At 71.3% G+C, this 20,123-nt stretch carries 16 protein-coding genes; 12 read left to right on the top strand and 4 right to left on the bottom strand.

The annotated features are described in order from the left end of the window. The first annotated feature begins 39 nt into the window (after positions 1–39). From infB to KFLA_RS14580, 4 genes are all read left to right on the top strand, one after another. Positions 40–3,297: a translation initiation factor IF-2 gene (infB, locus tag KFLA_RS36670; protein WP_012920561.1), complete on the top strand. Its 3,258-nt coding sequence runs from the start codon at positions 40–42 to the stop codon at positions 3,295–3,297. Between the two features lie 119 nt (positions 3,298–3,416). Then, positions 3,417–3,848, top strand: a complete 432-nt coding sequence (rbfA, locus tag KFLA_RS14570; protein ID WP_012920562.1) for a 30S ribosome-binding factor RbfA — start codon at positions 3,417–3,419, stop codon at positions 3,846–3,848. Further along, a complete protein-coding gene (gene truB / locus KFLA_RS14575) occupies positions 3,835–4,734 on the top strand; it encodes a tRNA pseudouridine(55) synthase TruB (protein WP_012920563.1) in 900 nt (299 codons plus the stop codon). The genes rbfA and truB overlap by 14 nt, the downstream gene beginning before the upstream one ends. 111 nt (positions 4,735–4,845) lie before the next feature. Further along, complete coding sequence (locus KFLA_RS14580) at positions 4,846–5,790, top strand: phosphotransferase family protein (protein WP_012920564.1); 945 nt, start codon at positions 4,846–4,848, stop codon at positions 5,788–5,790. Here the strand turns inward: KFLA_RS14580 and KFLA_RS14585 are convergent. From KFLA_RS14585 to KFLA_RS39315, 3 genes are all read right to left on the bottom strand, one after another. Beyond that, positions 5,762–6,988: a PEP/pyruvate-binding domain-containing protein gene (locus tag KFLA_RS14585; RefSeq protein WP_012920565.1), complete on the bottom strand. Its 1,227-nt coding sequence runs from the start codon at positions 6,986–6,988 to the stop codon at positions 5,762–5,764. The genes KFLA_RS14580 and KFLA_RS14585 overlap by 29 nt on opposite strands. A gap of 71 nt (positions 6,989–7,059) precedes the next feature. Continuing rightward, positions 7,060–7,680, bottom strand: coding sequence for a class F sortase (locus KFLA_RS36675; RefSeq protein WP_202797125.1), 621 nt, complete (start codon positions 7,678–7,680; stop codon positions 7,060–7,062). Positions 7,681–7,823: 143 nt separating this feature from the next. Next, positions 7,824–9,008 (bottom strand): ice-binding family protein, encoded by a 1,185-nt coding sequence (locus KFLA_RS39315; RefSeq protein WP_012920567.1) that lies wholly within the window; start codon positions 9,006–9,008, stop codon positions 7,824–7,826. A 433-nt stretch (positions 9,009–9,441) separates the two neighbouring features. On the opposite strand from KFLA_RS39315, the gene KFLA_RS14600 reads away from it, so the two are divergent. The 3 genes from KFLA_RS14600 (at position 9,442) to KFLA_RS14610 (ending at position 11,619) form a co-directional block, all read left to right on the top strand. Continuing rightward, positions 9,442–10,014 carry a hypothetical protein gene (locus KFLA_RS14600; protein WP_041290111.1) on the top strand — a complete coding sequence of 191 codons (573 nt, stop codon included), beginning with the start codon at positions 9,442–9,444 and terminating at the stop codon, positions 10,012–10,014. Continuing rightward, a complete protein-coding gene (locus tag KFLA_RS14605; protein WP_012920569.1) occupies positions 10,011–10,658 on the top strand; it encodes a hypothetical protein in 648 nt (215 codons plus the stop codon). Before KFLA_RS14600 ends, KFLA_RS14605 begins: the two co-directional genes overlap by 4 nt. A 76-nt stretch (positions 10,659–10,734) precedes the next feature. Continuing rightward, positions 10,735–11,619: an NAD-dependent protein deacetylase gene (locus KFLA_RS14610; RefSeq protein ID WP_012920570.1), complete on the top strand. Its 885-nt coding sequence runs from the start codon at positions 10,735–10,737 to the stop codon at positions 11,617–11,619. A gap of 196 nt (positions 11,620–11,815) precedes the next feature. On the opposite strand, the gene KFLA_RS14615 is transcribed toward KFLA_RS14610, so the two are convergent. Beyond that, complete coding sequence (locus tag KFLA_RS14615; protein ID WP_012920571.1) at positions 11,816–12,847, bottom strand: SGNH/GDSL hydrolase family protein; 1,032 nt, start codon at positions 12,845–12,847, stop codon at positions 11,816–11,818. 116 nt (positions 12,848–12,963) lie between these two features. On the opposite strand from KFLA_RS14615, the gene KFLA_RS14620 reads away from it, so the two are divergent. The 5 genes from KFLA_RS14620 to KFLA_RS14640 all read left to right on the top strand — a co-directional run bounded on the left by KFLA_RS14620 (position 12,964) and on the right by KFLA_RS14640 (position 20,026). Beyond that, positions 12,964–13,935 carry a bifunctional riboflavin kinase/FAD synthetase gene (locus KFLA_RS14620; protein ID WP_012920572.1) on the top strand — a complete coding sequence of 324 codons (972 nt, stop codon included), beginning with the start codon at positions 12,964–12,966 and terminating at the stop codon, positions 13,933–13,935. Between the two features lie 169 nt (positions 13,936–14,104). Further along, positions 14,105–14,377 (top strand): 30S ribosomal protein S15, encoded by a 273-nt coding sequence (rpsO, locus tag KFLA_RS14625; RefSeq protein ID WP_012920573.1) that lies wholly within the window; start codon positions 14,105–14,107, stop codon positions 14,375–14,377. Positions 14,378–14,665: 288 nt separating this feature from the next. Further along, entirely contained in the window at positions 14,666–16,894 is a 2,229-nt protein-coding gene (locus KFLA_RS14630) for a polyribonucleotide nucleotidyltransferase (protein ID WP_041289329.1), read from the top strand. Beyond that, positions 16,891–18,204: a M16 family metallopeptidase gene (locus tag KFLA_RS14635; RefSeq protein WP_012920575.1), complete on the top strand. Its 1,314-nt coding sequence runs from the start codon at positions 16,891–16,893 to the stop codon at positions 18,202–18,204. Before KFLA_RS14630 ends, KFLA_RS14635 begins: the two co-directional genes overlap by 4 nt. Before the next feature lie 70 nt (positions 18,205–18,274). Further along, positions 18,275–20,026 carry an ATP-binding cassette domain-containing protein gene (locus KFLA_RS14640; protein WP_012920576.1) on the top strand — a complete coding sequence of 584 codons (1,752 nt, stop codon included), beginning with the start codon at positions 18,275–18,277 and terminating at the stop codon, positions 20,024–20,026. The last annotated feature ends 97 nt before the right edge of the window (positions 20,027–20,123 follow it).

Below are 20,123 nucleotides of genomic sequence, written 5' to 3' on the forward strand. Positions count from 1 at the left end.
TAACGGTCCGCGCCCCAGGCTCGGACCAGAGGGAGAGTAGTGGCAAAGGTCCGAGTCTACGAGCTCGCGAAAGAGCTCGGAGTTACCAGCAAGGTCGTCCTGACCAGGCTGAACGACATGGGAGAGTTCGTTCGATCGGCGTCGTCGACGATCGAGGCTCCTGTGGTCCGTCGGTTGGCGGAGGAGTTCGAGAAGAACCCGCCGAAGAAGCGCGCGGCCAAGAAGGCCGCCGCCAGCACGTCCGCAGCTCCGCAGGCGACCGCGCCGGTCACCCCGGCCGAGCCCGCCAACGGGCAGGCCCCGGCGGCTCCGGCCGACCGTCCGGCACCGGCCGCTCCGGCCGAGCGCCAGGCGCCGGCTGCCGAGTCCCCGGCCGAGCGCCCCACGCCGGCCCCGGCCGCGCCGAAGGCTCCCGAGGTTTCCGCCCCCGCGGCGCAGGCCCCGGCCGCTCCGGCCGCCGAGGCTCCGGCCCAGCAGAGCACCCCGGCCCGTCCCGCGGCAGGCGGTGCCACCCCGGCGCCGTCCGGCGCGGCCCGGCCTGGTCCGCGTCCGGGCCCCCGGCCCGGTCCGCGCACCGAGAGCGCCCCGGCTCCGACTCAGCGGGAGACTTCTGAGCCGGCCTTCGAGGCCCCGGCCGCGAAGGCTGCTCCGGCCCAGCCGGAGACCCCGGCTGCTCCGGCCGCTCCGGCGCAGGAGCGTCCGGCCGCTGAGGCTCCGGCCGCTCGCGCGCCGCGTCCCGCCGACGGTGCGGACTCCCGTCCGTCGCCGCGTCCGGGCACGCCGGGCGCCGGTCCGCGTCCGGGTTCGGCGCCCCGTCCGGGTGCGTCCGGCTCCGCGCCGCGTCCCGGTGGCGCGCCGCGTCCCGGCGCTCCGCGTCCGGGTGGCGGCCGTCCGGGTGGTGCCGGTGGTTCCGGTGGTCCCCGTCCGGGCGCTCCGCGGCCGGGCAACAACCCGTTCAGCTCGACCCAGGGCATGCAGCGCGGTGGCGCGCGTCCTGGTCCGGGTGGATCGTCTTCGCCGGCGGGTGCGAGCCCGGCCGGTATGCCGCCGCGGCCTCCGCAGGCCCGCAGCGGTGGCGGGAACGACCGTCCGCGTCCGGGCGGTGTGCCCGGTGCGCCGCGGCCGAACCCGGCGATGATGCCGAAGTCCTCGGCCGGTACGTTCACCGGCCGTCCGTCCGCGCCCGCCGGTGGCGGTGGCGGCGGTGGACGCGGCCGTCCCGGCGGCGGCGGCGGTCCGGGTGGACCGGGTGCCGGTCCGCGCGGTGGCGGCGGTGGCGGTGGCGGCGGCTTCCGTCCCGGTGGTGGCCCGAGCGGTCCCCCCGGTGGTGGCGGCGGTCGTCCGGGCCCGGGCAACCGGGGCCGGGGCGGGACACAGGGTGCCTTCGGGCGTCCGGGCGGTCCGGCCCGTCGTGGTCGCAAGTCCAAGCGCGCCAAGCGCCAGGAATTCGACAACATGCAGGCTCCGGCCGTCGGCGGCGTGCGCGTCCGGCACGGCAACGGCGAGGTCGTCAAGCTCGCCCGTGGTGCCTCGCTGACGGACTTCGCCGAGAAGGTCGGCGCGGATCCGGCGTCGCTGGTGCAGGTGCTGTTCCACCTCGGTGAGATGGTGACCGCGACCCAGTCGGTCAACGAGGAGACGCTGCAGCTGCTCGGCACCGAGCTGGAGTACGACGTACAGATCGTGTCCCCGGAGGACGAGGACCGCGAGCTGCTGCAGTCGTTCGACATCGACTTCGGCGCCGACGAGGGCGACGAGGACGACCTGGTCAAGCGGCCGCCGGTGGTGACCGTGATGGGTCACGTCGACCACGGTAAGACCAAGCTGCTGGACGCGGTCCGGCAGGCGAACGTGGTGGCCAAGGAAGCCGGTGGCATCACCCAGCACATCGGTGCCTACCAGGTGACCACCGAGGTCGACGGCCAGCAGCGGGCGATCACCTTCGTCGACACCCCCGGTCACGAGGCGTTCACCGCCATGCGTGCCCGTGGTGCGCAGGCCACCGACATCGTCATCCTGGTGGTCGCGGCCGACGACGGCGTGATGCCGCAGACGATCGAGGCGCTGAACCACGCCCGGGCGGCGAACGTGCCGATCGTGGTCGCGGTGAACAAGATCGACGTGCCGAACGCGGACCCGACCAAGGTGCGCGGTCAGCTGACCGAGTACGGCCTGGTGCCCGAGGAGTACGGCGGCGACACGATGTTCGTCGACGTGTCGGCGAAGTCCCGGATCAACATCGAGGGTCTGCTGGAGAGCGTCGTGCTCACCGCGGACGCCGCGCTGGATCTGCGGGCCAACCCGAACATGCCGGCCCAGGGCATCGCGATCGAGGCCAACCTGGACAAGGGCCGTGGTCCGGTGGCGACCGTGCTGGTGCAGCGCGGAACGCTGCGGGTCGGCGACTCGATGGTGGCCGGACCGGCGTACGGCCGGGTCCGGGCCATGCTCGACGAGCACGGCGACGCGGTCGAGGAAGCCACCCCGTCGCGTCCGGTCCTGGTCCTCGGTCTGACCGCGGTCCCCGGAGCGGGCGACAAGTTCCTGGTGGTCGACGACGACCGGATGGCCCGGCAGATCGCCGAGAAGCGCGAAGCCCGCGCTCGGGCGGCGGCCAACGCCAAGCGGCGCGCCCGTCGTACCCTCGAGGACTTCATGGCCTCGATGGAGAAGGGCGAGACGCAGGAACTGCTGCTCATCCTGAAGGGCGACGTGTCCGGTTCGGTCGAGGCGCTGGAAGACGCGCTGGTCCGGATCGAGGTCGGCGACGAGGTCAACCTGCGGGTGATCGACCGCGGTGTCGGCGCGATCAACGAGAACGACGTCAACCTGGCCATCGCGTCGAACGCCGTCATCATCGGCTTCAACGTGCGGCCGGCGGGCAAGGCCGGAGACGTGGCCGAGCGCGAGGGCGTCGATGTCCGGTACTACTCGGTCATCTACTCGGCGATCGACGACATCGAGGCGGCCCTGAAGGGCATGCTCAAGCCGATCTACGAGGAGGTCGTGCTCGGCCAGGCGGAGATCCGCGAGATCTTCCGCTCCTCGAAGGTCGGAAACATCGCCGGTTGCTGGGTCACCAGTGGTCTGCTCCGCCGCAACGCGAAGGTCCGGTTGATCCGGGACGGCGCGGTGGTGGTCGACAACACCGACCTGTCGTCGCTCAAGCGGTTCAAGGACGACGCGTCCGAGGTCCGTGAGGGCTTCGAGTGCGGTCTGACCATCCAGGGCTACAACGACATCAAGATCGGCGATGTCGTCGAGGCGTTCGAGCTGCGCGAGAAGCCGCGCAGCTGACCACCGGTCGTGCGCCGGGATCCCACGGGGTCCCGGCGCCGGCTCGCGGAGTAACGTCGCAGTGGCGGTGTCACAGCCGTCGCGCCGGACGTTCCGCAGGAATGAGGGAGTGAGCCCTGATGGGTGAAGCAAGGGCGAAGCAGCTGGCCGACCGGATCCAGGTCCTGGTCGCGGAACTGCTGGAACGCCGGGTCAAGGACCCGCGGCTCGGCTTCGTCACCGTGACCGACGCGCGGCTGACCGGAGACCTGCGCGAGGCGAGTGTGTTCTACACGGTGTACGGCGGCGAGCAGGAGCGGGCGTCCACGGCCGCCGCGCTGGAGTCGGCCCGCGGACTGATCCGCAGCGAGGTCGGCAAGGCGCTCGGGCTGCGGCACACGCCGAGCCTGGCGTTCTTCCTGGACGCCGTCCCGGAGAACGCCGGCCAGATCGAGGAGCTGCTGGCCAAGGCCCGCGAGGCCGACGCCGAGGTGGCCAAGGCCGCGGCCCGCGCCAAGCCGGCCGGCGACCCCGACCCGTACAAGCGCCGCGAGGACGATGACGACGAGTGAGCCGAACGTTGCCGACGGCATCGTCGTCGTCGACAAGCCGGCCGGGCTGACCTCGCACACCGTGGTCGCCCGGATCCGGCGGCTCGCCGGCACCCGCAAGGTCGGGCACGCCGGCACGCTGGACCCGATGGCCACCGGCATCCTGGTGGTCGGGCTGAACCGGGCCACCCGGCTGCTCGGCCACCTCCAGCTGGCCGACAAGTCGTACGACGCGACCGTGCTGCTCGGCGCGACCACGACCACCGACGACGCCGAGGGCGAGATCCAAACGACCGCCTCCCCGGCGGCGCTGGGTGAGGTCACCGCGGAGGCGATCGAGAAGGCCGTCGCCGGGTTCCGTGGGCGGATCTCGCAGGTGCCGTCGAAGGTCTCCGCGATCAAGGTCGACGGGCGGCGCGCGTACGAGCGGGTCCGCGCGGGCGAGGAGGTCGCGCTGAAGGCCCGCGAGGTGACCGTCAGCCGGTACGACGTACTGGACGTGCGCAGTGCGGCGCAGGCGATCGAGGTGGACATCTCGGTCGACTGCTCCAGCGGGACCTACATCCGGGCGCTGGCGCGGGATCTCGGCGTCGAGCTCGGTGTCGGGGGTCACCTGACGATGCTGCGGCGGACCCGGGTGGGGAGCTTCGACCTCTCGGCGGCGTACACGCTGGAGGAGCTCGGCGAGGACTTCCGCTGGCTACCGATCGCCGACGTCGCGGGGGAGACGTTTCCGCGGTACGACGCGGACGCCGAGCAGGCAACGGCGATCAGGACCGGGCGGCCGTTGGCGGGGTTGAAGCTGGGCGCGGGGCCGACGGCGATGTTCGGGCCGGACGGGACGTTCCTGGCGCTGTACGAAGCCCACGGTCCACTCGCCAAGCCGACTGCGGTGTTTGTGGGGTAGTCGGTTCGGGGAGTACTTCGCCCCCAGGCGGGCCCTTCTCCGTGGCAGGTCGGCACCGGAGGCGCCAATAAACCGTTCGCGCGGGTGCCGTTCGGGTGATGAGGTGGCTCGGTGACCAACGACGGCGAGCCGGTGGCTGTGCGGCCGTTGACGTTGGCTTGGGTGCGGCGGCAGTTGGAGGGCGGCGAGCGGATCGTTCGGGTTGAGGCGCTGCACGGCGGTATCACCGCTGAGATGCGGAAACTGACCATCGGCACGCGGGACGGTGGCAGCCGTCAGCTGGTGCTGCGGAGCTTTGTCGAGGTGGAGCAGGCCGAGGAGTGGCTGAGCAGGGAGGCCGACGCCCTGGATCTGCTCGCGGGAACCGGCGTACCGGCTCCTGGTCTGGTCGCGGTCGACCCGACCGGCGCGCAGTGCGAGTATCCGTCGCTCCTCATGACGCATCTGCCGGGCCGACCGGTGCTCGGTGATGAGGGATTGCAGACCCGCGTCCCTGCGTTGGCCCGTCAGCTCGTCGCGATCCATGCAGTGCGTCCCGCTGAGCGGCCCCGCGAATATGTGGCGTTGACGACCGCCGACACCGTGGTGATCCCCGAGGGCGCCGACCGGGCGGTGTGGATGGCGGCGATCGACGTGATCCGCAAGCCCGCGCCGCCGTACGAAGGGCGATTCCTGCACCGGGACTTCCAGCCGGGCAACGTGTTGCTGGACGTGCGGCCGGTAGGTGCCCGGATCACCGGCGTCGTCGATTGGGCCGCCGCCTCGTGGGGGCCGGCGGATCTTGATGTGGCGCACTGCTCGGTCGGGCTCGCGCTTCTGCACGGCCCGGCCTGGGGGCTGCGGTTCGCTGCGGCGTACGAGGATGCCGGCGGGGTCCTGGCGGCGTCTGCGAGCGAGCGGCTGTACTGGCAGGTCCGGGACGGGATGGCGGCCTCGGAAGAAGTGGATCTGATCTCGCAGCCCTGGAGAGAGGCCGGAAGGACGGAGCTGACGACGCGCGTCGTGGCGGAACGGTTGGATGCCTATGTCACCGCCCTGATGGGCCGTTCTGCCTGACGGTCCCGGTGGTGCCGTCGATGGTGAGGTGCCGACCGTCCTGCACGGCGGTCATCAGGTTCGGGACGCCCAGGACCGCGGGGATCTGGCGTTCGCGGGCGACGATGGCGGCGTGGGAGAGGCGGCCGCCTTGTTCGGTGGCTACTCCGGCAATGACGGTGAACAGAGGGGTCCAGGCCGGGTCGGTGTAGCGGCAGACGAGGACGTCGCCGGGACGGACGCGGTGGAAGTCCTGTGGGCCGTGGACGAGGCGGGCGGTGCCGGTCGCCTGGCCTCGGCTTCCGGGCGTTCCCTGCAGTTCCTCGGGATGTGAGGCAGTGACGCCGGGGATGGCCGCTGGAAGCTCGGCGGTGACCGGACGTGCTTGCAGAAGCCAGATCTCGCCGCCTGTGACGGCGAACTCGATGTCCTGGGCACCGCCGAACAGACCGGCGACCTCGTGCCCCAGTTGCTGCAGCTTCCGGAGTTGAGGATCGGTGAGGCACGGGTGCCGCCGAAGGTCGCGCGGGACCGGCGTACTGACTGTTCCGGCCGGCCCGCGGTCGATGCGGGTCTGCTTGTCGCCGAGACGGGAGGTGATCGTGCCGTCGGCGGCGACCGTGTAGGCGTCCGGGGTCACCAGGCCTTGCACCACGCTCTCGCCGAGCCCCCAGGAAGCCTCGACCGTTGCCTCACGCCCGTTCGTGAACAGCACGCCGGCGACCTCGGCGTCGAGATGCCGCTGGACGACGACGGCGATCTCCGGCCGATCCAGCGAGCCCTCCGTACGCTGGTACGCGACGGCGCGCGGGGACCAGGCTGAGGCCCAGGTCGCGCGGACCCTGGCGGCGACGGCCGCTGGACCGACGACGGCCAGGAAGCTGTCGTACTGACCGGCGGCGGATGCGGTGGAGGAGTCCTCGTCGGCGGCCGAGGAGCGTACGGCGACCGGGCCCTCGCCCAGTTCGGACAACGCGGTGGTCAGTGCGGAGATCAGGGCCTGGGGCAACGGCCGGGCTTCGAGCTCTTGACGTACCGCGGTCGGGCCGTGCTCGGCGAGCAGCGTCGGCAGGGCGAGGTCGTCGGCGACGGCGCGGTACGCCGCGGTGGGGATCACGAAGCCGTCCGGGACGGGAAGACCGGCCCGGAGCAGGGTTCCCAGGCCGGCCGCTTTGGCTCCGGAGCTCGCGATGGTGGAGTCCGTGAGGCTGATGATCACCGGAAGGCCCTTCAACAGGATGTTGACAACAGTCTGTTGATGATCGGTGGTTCGCTCGCCGGACGCAAGCCCTAGGCGATCAGGTCGGCGAACGCGACCAGGTTCGCTTCGTACTCCCTCGACGCGGGGTCGTAGCCACCGCACGTGATCAGCCGCAAGCCGGCGTGCCTGATGTCGCCGTACACCGCGGCGCTCGGGAACCTGGACTTCGCGTACTGCTGGACCCGGTTGACCCGGAAGACCGCCGTCGAGCGGTCCTGCCGGGTCACCGTGACCGTGTCGCCGGGCTTCAGGCGGGCCAGGCGGGCGAAGACGCCGGCCCGGCCGGACCAGCGGACGTGGCCGGCGATGACCGCCGGACCGCGTTCGCCCGGGGTCGGGGCGCCGGTGAACCAGCCGGCCGGGAAGGCGTTCGGCGGGACCTGCAGGGAGCCGTCCGCGGTGAGACCGAGCCGCATCAGGTGGGAGTCCATCCCGATCGATGGAATCGTGACCCGCATCGGGGTGGACCTCCGCAGCGGCGCCGCCTGCTTGCGGGTCCGGCCGGGAGTTGATGGCCGGGACGGTTCGGCGGACGGCGTCGGGCGGAGTTCGGGACTCGGCGTGCCGGCGGTGGGGCGTTGCGGCGTCCGGATGGGGGGCTTCGCCGCCTTGGTGGTGGGCTGGCCGGTCGCGCGCGTGGGTAGGGGCATGAGCACGGTGGTGGGCGCAGCGGCCCCGCTCGTCGTGGCACCGGGCGCGACGGGGCCGGGCTGAGTCGGCCCCGTGCCCGACTCAGTGGCACACCCGGTCACCGTCAGCGCGGACGCCAGGAGCAGAACCGCTGCGCCGGTCCTCATCGGGCGTCGTCTCCGATCCAGCCGAACCAGGTGGCTGTCGGGGGTTCGATGAGGCAGATCGCCAGGCCGGCGGCGTCACCTGTTCCCACCGGGCCCTCGGGGGTCTGCGGTACCTGTGGCGGCCGGGGGGAGGACGGTGGGATCGGCGGCGAGGTCGGTGTGGTGGGCGGCGGTGACGTCGGCGGGATCGTGGGAGGCGACGTGGGCGGAGATGTGGGCGGGGACGTCGGCGGAGATGTGGGCGGTGAGGTCGGAGGTGTGGTGGGCGGCGAAGTCGGCGAGGAAGTCGGGGGTGTGGTGGGCGGGGAAGTCGGCGGCGAGGTCGGGGGTGAGGTGGGCGGGGAAGTTGGCGGCGAGGTCGGCGGGGAGGTGGGCGGGGAAGTGGGCGGGGAAGTCGGCGGGGACGTGGGAGGTGAGGTCGGCGGGGACGTGGGCGGGACGGAGTCGCAGGACGGTTTGGTGAGGGTGTTGGTGTCCAGCGTCACGGACCCGTTGCGCGCCAGCATCCGGCCGACGGCGGTGGCGCCGGTGTTCATCGTGATGGACGTCAGCGCCAGCACGGTCCCGCGGAACTGGGTCGCCGTACCGATCGTCGCCGAGCTGCCCACCTGCCAGAACACGTTGCAGGACCGGGCGCCGTTGGTCAGCACGACGCTGCTGCTGGTCGCCGTGGTGAGGCTGGATCCCACCTGGAACACGAAGACCGCTCCCGCGTCGCCCTCCGCGTCCAGCGTCAGCGCGCCGGTCAGCCCCATCGTGGAGGCCGAGTTGTAGACGCCCTGCTTCAGGGTCTTGCCGCCCAGGTCGTCGGTGATCGGCGTCGGCGGCGACTCCCCGGCGGCGACGTTGTACGCCGTGACCAGGTCGTCCTTCGCTCCCTGGGTGACGTTGTCGCCGGCGTGGTTGGTGCCGGTGATCGTCATCGTTGCGGTGCCGGTGATCGAGGGGTTCGGGAAGCTGCCGATGTCCCCGGTCAGCACCGTCGGACCCGTGTTGGTGATGCCCGCCCCGGCCAGCACGACGAAGCTCTCGGCGGTGCCCAACGGGACCGGTACGGCCGCCGCTCGCGCCGCGTTGCCGGTGACCAGCAGGCCGCCCGCGGAGACGACGACCGCTGCCGCGACCGCCAGTGCACTCAGTCGCAACCGGCCCGCGGCCGGCGCGTACGTGGATAGTTTCATGATCGGTTTTCCACCCTCAGTCCATCGAAAGCCGCCGCCTGCCCCCAGGAATCGGCGCGGCTTGTTACCCGAGCAGTTCGTCGCACAGGGCGATCGGCGGCCGTGAGAACGACATCGAGTGGTTCCGGGCGGGTCCAGGCCCGGCGACAGGACATCGGGAGACCACCAGGAGCGGCAGGACGCTTGGGTTCTGCCCTCTTGCTGGTGTGTGTGTGCACCCCGGTGATCGACGGCGGTCCAGAGAGGCCGTCTCGACCGATCACGATTCGTAACTGAAAAATGACGTTAGGTGAAGGAGTTCTTGCTGTCAACAGCTCATGGGTGCGCGCGGCAACCAAGAGGAAGTGGTTGCCTCGTTCAACTAATGCTCGCCCCTCCTGGAGGACATCAACAGAATGTTGACAACGATCTGTTGATGCGGAAGGGTGGCGGCGTGCGTGACAGACGAGATTCTGCGGGCGCCGATGACCGGGCGTCAGCCGAGCGTGAGCGCCAGGCGCGCCGGGAACTGCTGGCGCTGGGAGCCGATGGCCTGGAGCGTCGTCCGTGGCAGCCGGCTCCGATCCCGCCGTCGGCCGCGGATCTGATCCACTTCTTCCTGTGGCGGTCGAGCGTCGCAGCCGAGCAGGCCCTGGAGGCCCCGACGGCGTACCGGGTGAAGGGTGACCGGAAGGCGCCGGAGGCAAGCACCACCACGCCGGAAGCAAGCACTCGCACGCCGGAGGCAACCACTGCGACGCCTGGGGCACGCGCCGCGGCGGCGTACGGCGTACCGGCGGAGGCCGATCTCAGGGAGGCGGCGCTGGCGGCGTTGCGGTTGTTGCCGGTGGCCCGGGCGGAGCTCGACCAGCTCGAGACCGGGCTGCTGTTCACGGCGCGCGGCCTCGGGCTCACCTGGGGGCAGATGGCCCAGGCCCTCGGCCTGAACTCGCCGCAGGCGTGTCAGCAGCGCCTCGACCGGCTCACCTCGCGGGGCGCCCGCGCAACCGACGGGCCGGCGACGTGACGCGCCCGTCGGCCGCCGACCTGCTGGCGCTGCACGCCGTACGCCTCAAAGGCATGGCGGACGACCTGGCCGTCGCCGATCGGTTCGCGCTCGACCCGGCGGCGACCAACGAGCTGTTGCTCGACTTCCAGGCCTTCGGCTGGATCACCTGGAGCGAGTTCGCCGGGACCGGGGGCTGGTCGCTCACCGAGTCCGGCCGAGCGAAGAACGAGCAGCAACTGTCGTCCGAGCTGAGCCGAACGCCCGGGACGGCTGTGGTCGATGAGGTCTACCGGGACTTCCTTCCCCTCAACGACCGGCTGCAGCAGGCCTGCACGCAGTGGCAGCTCAGGCCGTCGCCCGGCGACCCGCTCGCCGCCAACGACCACACCGATCCCGCGTGGGATCGACGGGTCATCGAGGAGTTGGCTTCCCTGGCCCAGCAACTCGGCCTGCTCTCCGACCGGTTGTGCACGGCCCTCGAACGCTTCGGCGGCTACGACCGCAGATTCGCGGCCGCCCTGGACCGAGCCTCCGCCGGAGACGGCCGCTGGGTCGACGGCACCGGCATCGACTCCTGCCACACCGTCTGGTTCGAGCTCCACGAGGACCTGATCGCCACCCTCAACCTCACCCGGGGTACGGAGTACCCGCCGAACGCCTGACCCTCCAGTCGCCGGCAAGGCGTCGGGGCGCGTTCTCCCAGGGTCTGTGGTGGTGCGCCCACGTATTCTGGGAGTTGTGCGTTCCCGTCCCACGTTGAGCTGGACCCCTGGTCCTGAGGTGCTGGCGCTTGCGCCTGGTACGACGGATCTGCGGCCGGTGGCCGACGTGGTCGCGGCCGGGGGAGTCGTGGTGCTGTCGGGCGCGGGCATCTCGACCGAGTCCGGCATCCCGGACTACCGCGGGGCGTCGGGCAGTCTGCGGACCCACACCCCGATGACGTACGGCGACTTCGTCGGCAGCGAGGCCGGGCGGCGACGCTACTGGGCGCGCAGCCACCTCGGCTGGCGGACGATCGCCCGGGCCGATCCCAACGCCGGGCACCGGGCCGTCGCGACGCTGCAGGCGCGCGGCTACCTGACCGCCGTGATCACGCAGAACGTCGACGGTCTGCACCAGTCCGCCGGCGCGCGCGACGTGATCGAGCTGCACGGGAACCTCGACCGGGTGATCTGCCTGGACTGCCACGAGACGAGTCCCCGCGAGGATCTCGACCGGCGGCTGCGCGCCGCCAACCCGGCGTTCGAGGGGCGGGCCCTGCGGATCAACCCGGACGGCGACGTGGAGCTGCCGGACGAGGCGGTCGAGGGGTTCCGGCTGGTTCCGTGCCGCAGGTGCGGGTCGCCGTTGCTGAAGCCGGATGTGGTGTTCTTCGGCGAGAACGTCCCGAAACCGCGCGTCGAACGCTGCTACCGCCTGATCGACGAGGCGGAGGCGATGCTGGTGCTGGGATCGTCGTTGACCGTGATGTCGGGTTTCCGCTTCGTCCGGTACGCCGCGAAGGCCGGGAAACCGGTCCTGATCATCAACCAGGGCATCACCCGCGGCGATCCCCACGCCACCCACCGAGTCAACCTCCCCCTGGGCCACGCCCTCACCACCCTCACCTCGGCGCTGGCCTGACCCTCCGCCGGTGGCTGGCGTGCAAGGTGACGACTGACGCCTTGCACGGCGCTATCGGTGGAAGAAGCTGCCAGCGCTGAGGGAACGCGCCGGCGGCGGGGGCCGGGGGGAGACCACCCGCCACGCCACGAAGACCGCCGGGTCGCCCCACGCGTGAAGTGGGGCGGCCCGGCGTCCGCCGTACGGATGGAAAGGGTCAGCGTTGCGCGCCGGTCCGTAGGCGGTTCAGGGTGGCCCGGTAGGTGTCAGGTAGGCCGGACTTGCCGGCCTGCCGGCTCAGTTCGTGGGCCTGGCGGGTGAACCGAGTCTGCTCGGCGGACGTGATGGTCTGCGGCTGGCCGGTGAGCTTCTTGACGGTCAGCGCCGCCACCGCCGCCTGACCTTCGAAGCGCGGGTGGTAGCTGAGCGCGCGGATCAGGTTGGTGTCCTTGCCCTGGATCCAGGCCTGGCCGTTCGGGGCGCAGGCGTCGTGGCCGGTGGACGGGCCGAAGGTGTCCAGGTACTGCGCGCCCGCCGCCTTCGCCGCGTTCTCGACGGCCTGGTTGAGCGCCTGCTCGACCGAGTACAGGTAGCGGTAGTCGCCGTCGGCGAACGGCAGGATCGCCGGGCAGGTGCCCTGCTCCGGCGCGATCTTCGGGTAGCCGACGAGTACGACGGTGGCCTTCGGCGCCTTGACCTTGATCGCCTGGGCGACCTCGGTGATCCGCGCCTGGGTCTTGGCGATGTCGGCCTTCAGCGTGTCCACCCCGTCGACGGTGAAGTGCGCCTGGCACGGGGCGCCGGTGGTGTCCCGGGCGCGCAGCTTCGGGCAGGTGTCGACGATCTTGCCGAACACTCCGAAGTCGTTGCCGCCGATCCCGAGCGTGACCAGGTCGGTGTCGGCGGTCAGCGCGTTGAACTGCGGCGGGAACGTGCCGAGCGGGGTCTGCTGCGGCTGAGTCATGTTGGTGGTGTCGGCGCCACCGCAGCTCACATCGGTGAAGCGCTGCACGCGCAGCAGCCCGGCGAGCAGCTTCGGGTAGTTGCTGGTCGACCGCAGGCACCCGAGCGACAGCAGCTCGGGCAGCGGCACCAGCGGCGCCGAGGTGTAGGAGTCGCCGAGCGCGACGTACTTCTGGTACGCCGGGGCGACGGTGGTCGGGGCGGCGGCCTGGGCCGGCGCGGCGAGGGAGAGCGCGCCGAGGGTGGCCAGCGCGGTGAAGGCGGCGGCTACGCGGTGGATCTTCACAGGACCTCCGGGGGAGTGGCAGTGCGGCCCACAGTAAGTTGAGTCACCGACCGATTACAAGGGGTGATCGCGGACCTGCTGCACCGACCCGCCGGGCGACGTGGAATCCTTCTGCTATGCGTGTCTGGCACGGTTTGGACGAGGTGGGCCCCGACTACGGTCCGTCGGTGGTCACCATCGGCAACTTCGACGGTGTGCACCGCGGCCACCAGGAGGTGCTGGCGCACGCCCGGGCCCGGGCCGAGCAGCTCGGTGGGCTGCCGGTCGTCGCGCTCACCTTCGACCCGCACCCGATCGCGGTCCTGCGGCCCGACCGCGCGCCGGCGACGATCAGCGAGCCGGCCGAGCGAGCCCGGCTGCTCGGCGACGCGGGCGCGGACGCGGTGCTGATCCTGCCGTTCGACAAGGAGACCTCGAACTGGTCGCCGCAGGAGTTCATCGACCGGGTCCTGGTCGGCACACTGCAGGCCAAGGCGGTCGTGGTGGGCGAGAACTTCCGCTTCGGGCACCGGGCCGCCGGGCACGTCGACACGCTGGTCGAGGCCGGTGCGGTGGCCGGCTTCCAGGTCGAGGGACTGGCGCTCAAGGGCGACGGGCAGCCGTGGTCGTCGACCGCGATCCGCGAGCTCGTCGCCGCGGGTGACGTCGAGGGCGCCGCGACGGCGCTGGGCCGGCCGTTGCGGGTCACCGGGCGGGTCGTCGAGGGCGACAAGCGCGGCCGCGAGCTCGGCTACCCGACGGCGAACATCCCGGCCGAGCCGGGCGCCGCGGTCCCGCTCGACGGCGTGTACGCCGGCTGGCTGACCGTGCTCGACCCGGCACCGGGCGCCCCGGCGTACGGCGATCCGTTCCCGGCGGCGATCAGCGTCGGCAGCAACCCGACCTTCGACGGCGTCGACCGCCGGGTCGAGTCCTACGTGCTGGACCGCGACGACCTCGAGCTGTACGGGTCGCGGATCGCGGTGGACTTCGTCGCCCGGCTGCGCGGCTCGCAGATCCGGTTCGACTCGATCGACGACCTGCTGGTGCAGATGAAGGCCGACGTGGACGCCGCGCGCCGGCTGCTCACCGGCGACACGCCGCAGTGACCAGCGGCGACGCGCCGCCGCAGCGGCGACAGGCCACCGGCCCGGGGAATTCGTCGCGCTGTCCACAGGCTGATACTGTGGACGCTGCCGTCTGAACGGCCGCGGATCGAGAGTGCCCGGGTGACCCAAGCCCCGGTGCGCCGCGCAACGGACATCGAGAGGATCGCACGTGTCGTCAGCCAATCCTGAGGCGAAGAAGAAGATCATCGGCGAGTACGCCCTGACCGAGGGCGACACCGGTTCCCCCGAGGTCCAGGTCGCACTGCTCACGCACCGCATCGCGGACCTGACCGAGCACCTGAAGGAGCACAAGCACGACCACCACAGCCGTCGTGGTCTGCTGCTGCTGGTCGGTCAGCGTCGCCGCCTGCTGAACTACCTGGCCAAGAAGGACATCAACCGCTACCGGTCCCTGATCGAGCGGCTCGGCCTGCGCCGATGACGTCGTGAGAAGCGGCCTCCCGCATCCCGGGTGGCCGCTTCTCGCGTATCCGTGCCCGGTGGGCGCGGCACAACTGAACATCGTCAGAATCAAGCAACGACCACCAGACGACGCGGAGCGCGTGGCGGGAGGACGACCGGTCCTCGGTAGTGGCTTTCGGGAGCAGCCGTCGGCACGACGGCGCGGCACCCGCGGGCCTCGATCGAAGACCGGCACCCCGGAAGCTCGCGCTCGCGGTCGTCGACTGTGAGAGAGGGGTATCCCGTGTCGGGATCCACCAACGCGCCCATGGAGGGCGCAGACTACGCCGAAGCCGTGATCGACAACGGCAGCTTCGGCACCCGCACCATTCGCTTCGAGACGGGCCGGCTGGCCCAGCAGGCCGCCGGCTCCGCCGCCGCCTACCTCGACGGCGACACGATGGTGCTGTCGGCCACGACGGCCAGCAAGAAGCCCAAGGACCAGTTCGACTTCTTCCCGCTGACGGTGGACGTCGAGGAGCGGATGTACGCCGCGGGCCGGATCCCCGGCTCGTTCTTCCGCCGGGAGGGCCGTCCCTCCGAGGAGGCCATCCTGACCTGCCGGCTGATCGACCGCCCGCTGCGGCCGTCGTTCGTGTCCGGCCTGCGCAACGAGATCCAGGTCGTCATCACGGTCCTGGCGCTCAACCCGGACAAGCTGTACGACGTCCTGGCGATCAACGCCGCGTCGATGTCCACCCAGATCGCCGGGCTGCCGTTCTCGGGCCCGATCGGCGCCACCCGCGTCGCGCTGATCGACAAGCAGTGGGTCGCGTTCCCGACCCACAGCGAGCTCGAGGACGCCGTGTTCGACATGGTGGTCGCGGGCCGGGTCACCGACAGCGGTGACGTCGCGATCATGATGGTCGAGGCCGAGTCCACCCCGGGCACCTTCGACGCGGTCGCGGCCGGCAAGCAGGCCCCGACCGAGGAGATCGTCGCCGAGGGCCTCGAGGCCGCGAAGGGCTTCATCAAGACCCTGGTCGAGGCGCAGTCCGCGCTGGCCGCCAAGGCGTCGAAGCCGACCGGCGAGTTCCCGATCTTCCCGGACTACGCCGACGACGCGTTCGCCGCTGTCCAGGCTGCCGCCACCGAAGAGCTCACGCAGGCGCTGACCATCACCGGCAAGCAGGAGCGCGAGGAAGCCACCGAGGCCGTCAAGGCCGCCGTGGTGGACAAGCTGGCCGCCGACTTCGAGGGCCGCGAGAAGGAGCTGTCTGCGGCGTTCCGGTCGCTGACCAAGAAGCTGGTCCGGCAGCGGGTGCTGCGGGACAAGGTGCGCATGGACGGCCGCGGGCTGGCCGACATCCGGCCGCTCAAGGCGCAGGTCAAGGTGCTGCCGCGGGTGCACGGCTCGGCGCTGTTCGAGCGCGGCGAGACCCAGATCCTCGGGGTCACCACGCTGAACATGCTCCGGATGGAGCAGCAGCTGGACACGCTGTCGCCGGAGACCCGCAAGCGCTACATGCACAACTACAACTTCCCGCCGTACTCGACCGGTGAGACCGGCCGGGTCGGTTCGCCGAAGCGTCGCGAGATCGGTCACGGCGCGCTCGCCGAGCGGGCCCTGGTGCCGGTGCTGCCGTCGCGGGAGGACTTCCCGTACGCGCTGCGTCAGGTGTCCGAGGCGCTCGGCTCGAACGGCTCCACCTCGATGGGTTCGGTCTGCGCCTCGACGCTGTCGCTGCTGTCGGCCGGTGTGCCGCTGAAGGCGCCGGTCGCGGGCATCGCGATGGGCCTGATCTCCGGTGAGGTCGACGGCAAGACCGAGTACGTCGCGCTGACCGACATCCTGGGCGCGGAGGACGCGTTCGGCGACATGGACTTCAAGGTCGCCGGCACCAAGGACTTCGTCACCGCCCTGCAGCTGGACACCAAGCTGGACGGCATCCCGGCCAGCGTGCTCGCCGGCGCGCTGACCCAGGCCAAGGAAGCCCGCCTCACCATCCTGGACGTGATGGCCAAGGCCATCGACGCCCCGGGTGAGATGAGCGAGTTCGCGCCGCGGGTCATCTCGGTGAAGGTGCCGGTCGACAAGATCGGCGAGGTCATCGGCCCCAAGGGCAAGATGATCAACCAGATCACCGAGGACACCGGTGCCGACATCTCGATCGAGGACGACGGCACGGTGTACATCGGCGCCACCGACGGCCCCTCGGCCGAGGCGGCCCGGGCCGCGATCAACGCGATCGCGAACCCGACCATGCCGGAGAAGGGCGAGCGCTACCTGGGCACGGTCGTGAAGACGACCAACTTCGGTGCGTTCATCTCCCTGCTGCCCGGCAAGGACGGCCTGCTGCACATCTCGAAGCTGCGCGGCCTGGCCGGCGGCAAGCGGGTGGAGGCGGTCGAGGACATCCTGTCCGTCGGCCAGAAGCTCCAGGTCGAGATCGCCGAGATCGACGACCGCGGCAAGCTGTCGCTGATCCCGGTCGTCGAGGGTGAGGACGGCGGCAGCGACAAGGCCGACGAGTCCGAGGCCGCGCCCGCCGAGTGACACGAGCCACCACCAGCACTCTGCTGAGCCCGGAGCAGGGCGGTCCGGTCAAACGGACCGTCCTGCCCTCCGGGCTCCGCGTGCTTTCCCAGTCCGTGCCGGGCTTTCGCTCGGTCACCTTCGGCGTCTGGGTCGGCGTCGGCTCGCGGGACGAGCCGGTGCAGCTGTCCGGCGCCACGCACTTCCTCGAGCACCTGCTGTTCAAGGGCACCGAGCGGCGCGACGCGCTGGAGATCTCCGCGTCCCTGGATGCGGTCGGTGGCGAGATGAACGCGTTCACCGGCAAGGAGTACACCTGCTACTACGCGCGGGTGCTGGACTCCGACCTCCCGCTGGCCGTCGACGTGATCTGCGACATGATCACCTCGGCGACGCTGACGCCGGAGGACGTCGAGAGCGAGCGCGACGTCATCGACGAGGAGATCGCGATGCACGCCGACGAGACCTCGGACCACATCCACGACCTGTTCGCCGAGCAGCTGTGGGGCTCGTCCCCGCTCGGCCGCTCGATCACCGGTACGCCGGAGTCGGTGGCCGGGCTGACCCGCCGCCAGGTCGTCGGCTGGTACCGCCGCCGCTACACCCCCGACAACATCGTCGTCTCGGTCGCCGGCAACGTCGAGCACGCGGACGTCGTCCGGCTGGTCCGCAAGGCGTTCGAGCGGCACTGGGTCAGCGCCGAGTCGGCGCCCGCGCCGGTACGCCGCGGATCGGGGCGCCGGGTCCCGACGTACGGGGGAGTGCGGGTGCACCGCCGGGACGTCGAGCAGGCGCACCTGGTGCTGGGCATGCCCGGGCTGGTGCGCAACGACGACCGCCGGTACGTCGCCGGGGTGCTGCACGGCATCGTCGGTGGCGGGATGTCGTCGCGGCTGTTCCAGGAGGTCCGGGAGAAGCGCGGGCTCGCGTACTCGGTTTTCACCTTCGGTTCGGCGTACGCGGACTCCGGCATGGTCGGTGTGTACGCCGGCTGCCTGCCGAAGAAGGCGCCCGAGGTGCTCGACGTGATTCGGGGCGAACTCGCCACGCTGGCCGCCGGCGGTATCACCCCCGACGAGTTGCTCCGCGGCAAGGGCCAGATGCGCGGCTCGGTCGTGATGGGCCTGGAGGACACCGGCGCCAAGATGACCCGGATCGCCAAGGCCGAACTGGTCTACGGCGAGCTGCCCACCGTCGACGAGATCCTCGGCCGCATCGACGCCGTCACCCTCGACGACGTGCACGCTCTGGCCGCCGAGCTGTACGCCGGCACGCCCGCGCTCACCGTGATGGGCCCGTTCGCGGAGAACACGGACAAGTTCACCCTCTGACCGAAAGCTTGGTTCGTGTGACGCCGCTGCATCGGCAGGGGAGCCGACCTGCGATGACAGGGGACACCCGATGGAGCTTTCGACCCGTGCATCCCTCCGGGACGCCGTCCGAACCGCCGGCGAGTCGCTGACCGACGCCGCGACCGGTACGCCGCGGTGGTTGGTGATCTCCGCCGCCTTGCTGCTGGCTCAAGCCGTGCTGCCCGGCGCACAGGTCGTGCTGCTGGAGCGGGTGGTGGAGATGCTGTCGGAGGGCCGTACGAGCTGGGCGCCGTTGCTGGGGCTGACTGCGGTGGTGGGCCTGATGTACCCGCTGGGCCAGGTCGCGCTCGCGGCGACCCAGCGGATGGCGTTGCGGCTGCGGCTGCAGTACCGCACCGAATTGGCCTACGCGGCCGCGCGGCTCCCGCCCAGCCGGTTGGCTCGGCCTGATGTGACGACGGACCTGGAAGCCAGTCAGAACGCGACGACGGCGATGGACGGCGTGGCCGGCCGGACGTTGCAGGTGCTCGGCGCCGCGGTGACAGCGGTGGTGCTCTGCGCGGTGGTGTGGCAGATCAACCCGCTGTCCGGCCTGCTCGTCGCCGCCGCGCTGGTGCCGACCGTGCTCGCGTTCACCGCGATCGCGCGGATGGAGGCCCGCGGCTGGCCCGACGTCGCTGCGGCGGACCGCCGCGCGGCGTACGCGACGGAGCAGCTGGTGCAGCAGCGCTCGGGGACCGAGCTGGCCGTGCTGGGTTCCGGACGGAAGGTTGCCGCCCTGGTGGGGCTCCGGCGAGGCGCGGCGACAACGGTGCTGGATCGCATGGTCGGCAAGGCGATGCTCTGGGAACTCGCGGCCGCGCTCGCGACCGCCGTACTGTTCGGTGCCGCACTGGTCGCACTCGTGGCCGGTGGAGCCTCCGGCGCCGGAGCCGCCGCGGCGGTCGCCGGCACGATCTCCGGGCTGAACGCGATCCGGCTGTGCGGCTACGCCTTCGGCACCATCATCACGGCGGCTCCGCAGGCGCGGATCTACCGGCGGTTCGTGGCGTCCGTGCCGGCGTCCGTGCCGCAGACCGTGGTCCGCGACGTCGGGTCGGTCTGCCTGGAGAACGTCGGGTTCAGCTACCCCGGAGCTGATCAGGAGGCGCTGCGGGGCGTGTCGATCAGGGCAGAGCGGGGCGAGATGATTGCTCTGGTCGGCGTCAACGGGGCAGGTAAGACGACAGCGGTGAACGTCCTGGTCGGCATGCTGACGCCGAGCTCCGGCCGGGTGCTGATCGACGGCCGGGACGCCGCGGTGCTCAGTGAGAGCGAGCGGCTGGGGCACTTCGGGCTGCTGGTGCAGGAGTTCGGCAAGTTCGAGTTCTCCTTGCGTGAGGTGGTCGGGCTGGGGGCGCCCGGCCCGGTCGACGACGACGGCGTACGGCGGGCGCTGGTGTCGGCCGAGGCAGAGACGTTCACCCGGCGGCTGGCCGACGGTCTGAGCAGCCAGCTCGGTCAGCAGTGGGGTGGCACCGGCGTCTCCGGCGGACAGTGGCAACGGCTGGCGCTGGCCAGGATCTACTTGCGAGCGGCCGGGATCTGGATTCTCGACGAGCCGACGTCGGCGATCGACGCCGAGGCGGAGCGGGAGATCTTCACCGAGCTCCGGCGGACCCGGCACGAGCGGATCACCATCGTGGTGTCGCACCGGGCCTGGACCTTGCGGGAGATGGACCGGATCTATGTGCTCGACGACGGAGTGGTTGTGCAGCAGGGCCGGTACGAGCAGCTGCTCGGCGTCCGGGACGGCCGGTTCGCGCGGATCTTCGCGGGGCAGGCCCGCGGCGACGATTGAGCGCTCCGTCAAGAGCCCGGCACAGTGCGTACGCAGCCCCTTTGTGCAGTTGTGCTCGAAGTGAGAACGCAGAAACGTGACTATGGTCTGATGACTT

Source organism: Kribbella flavida DSM 17836 (assembly GCF_000024345.1).
Taxonomy (GTDB): Bacteria; Actinomycetota; Actinomycetes; order Propionibacteriales; family Kribbellaceae; genus Kribbella; species Kribbella flavida.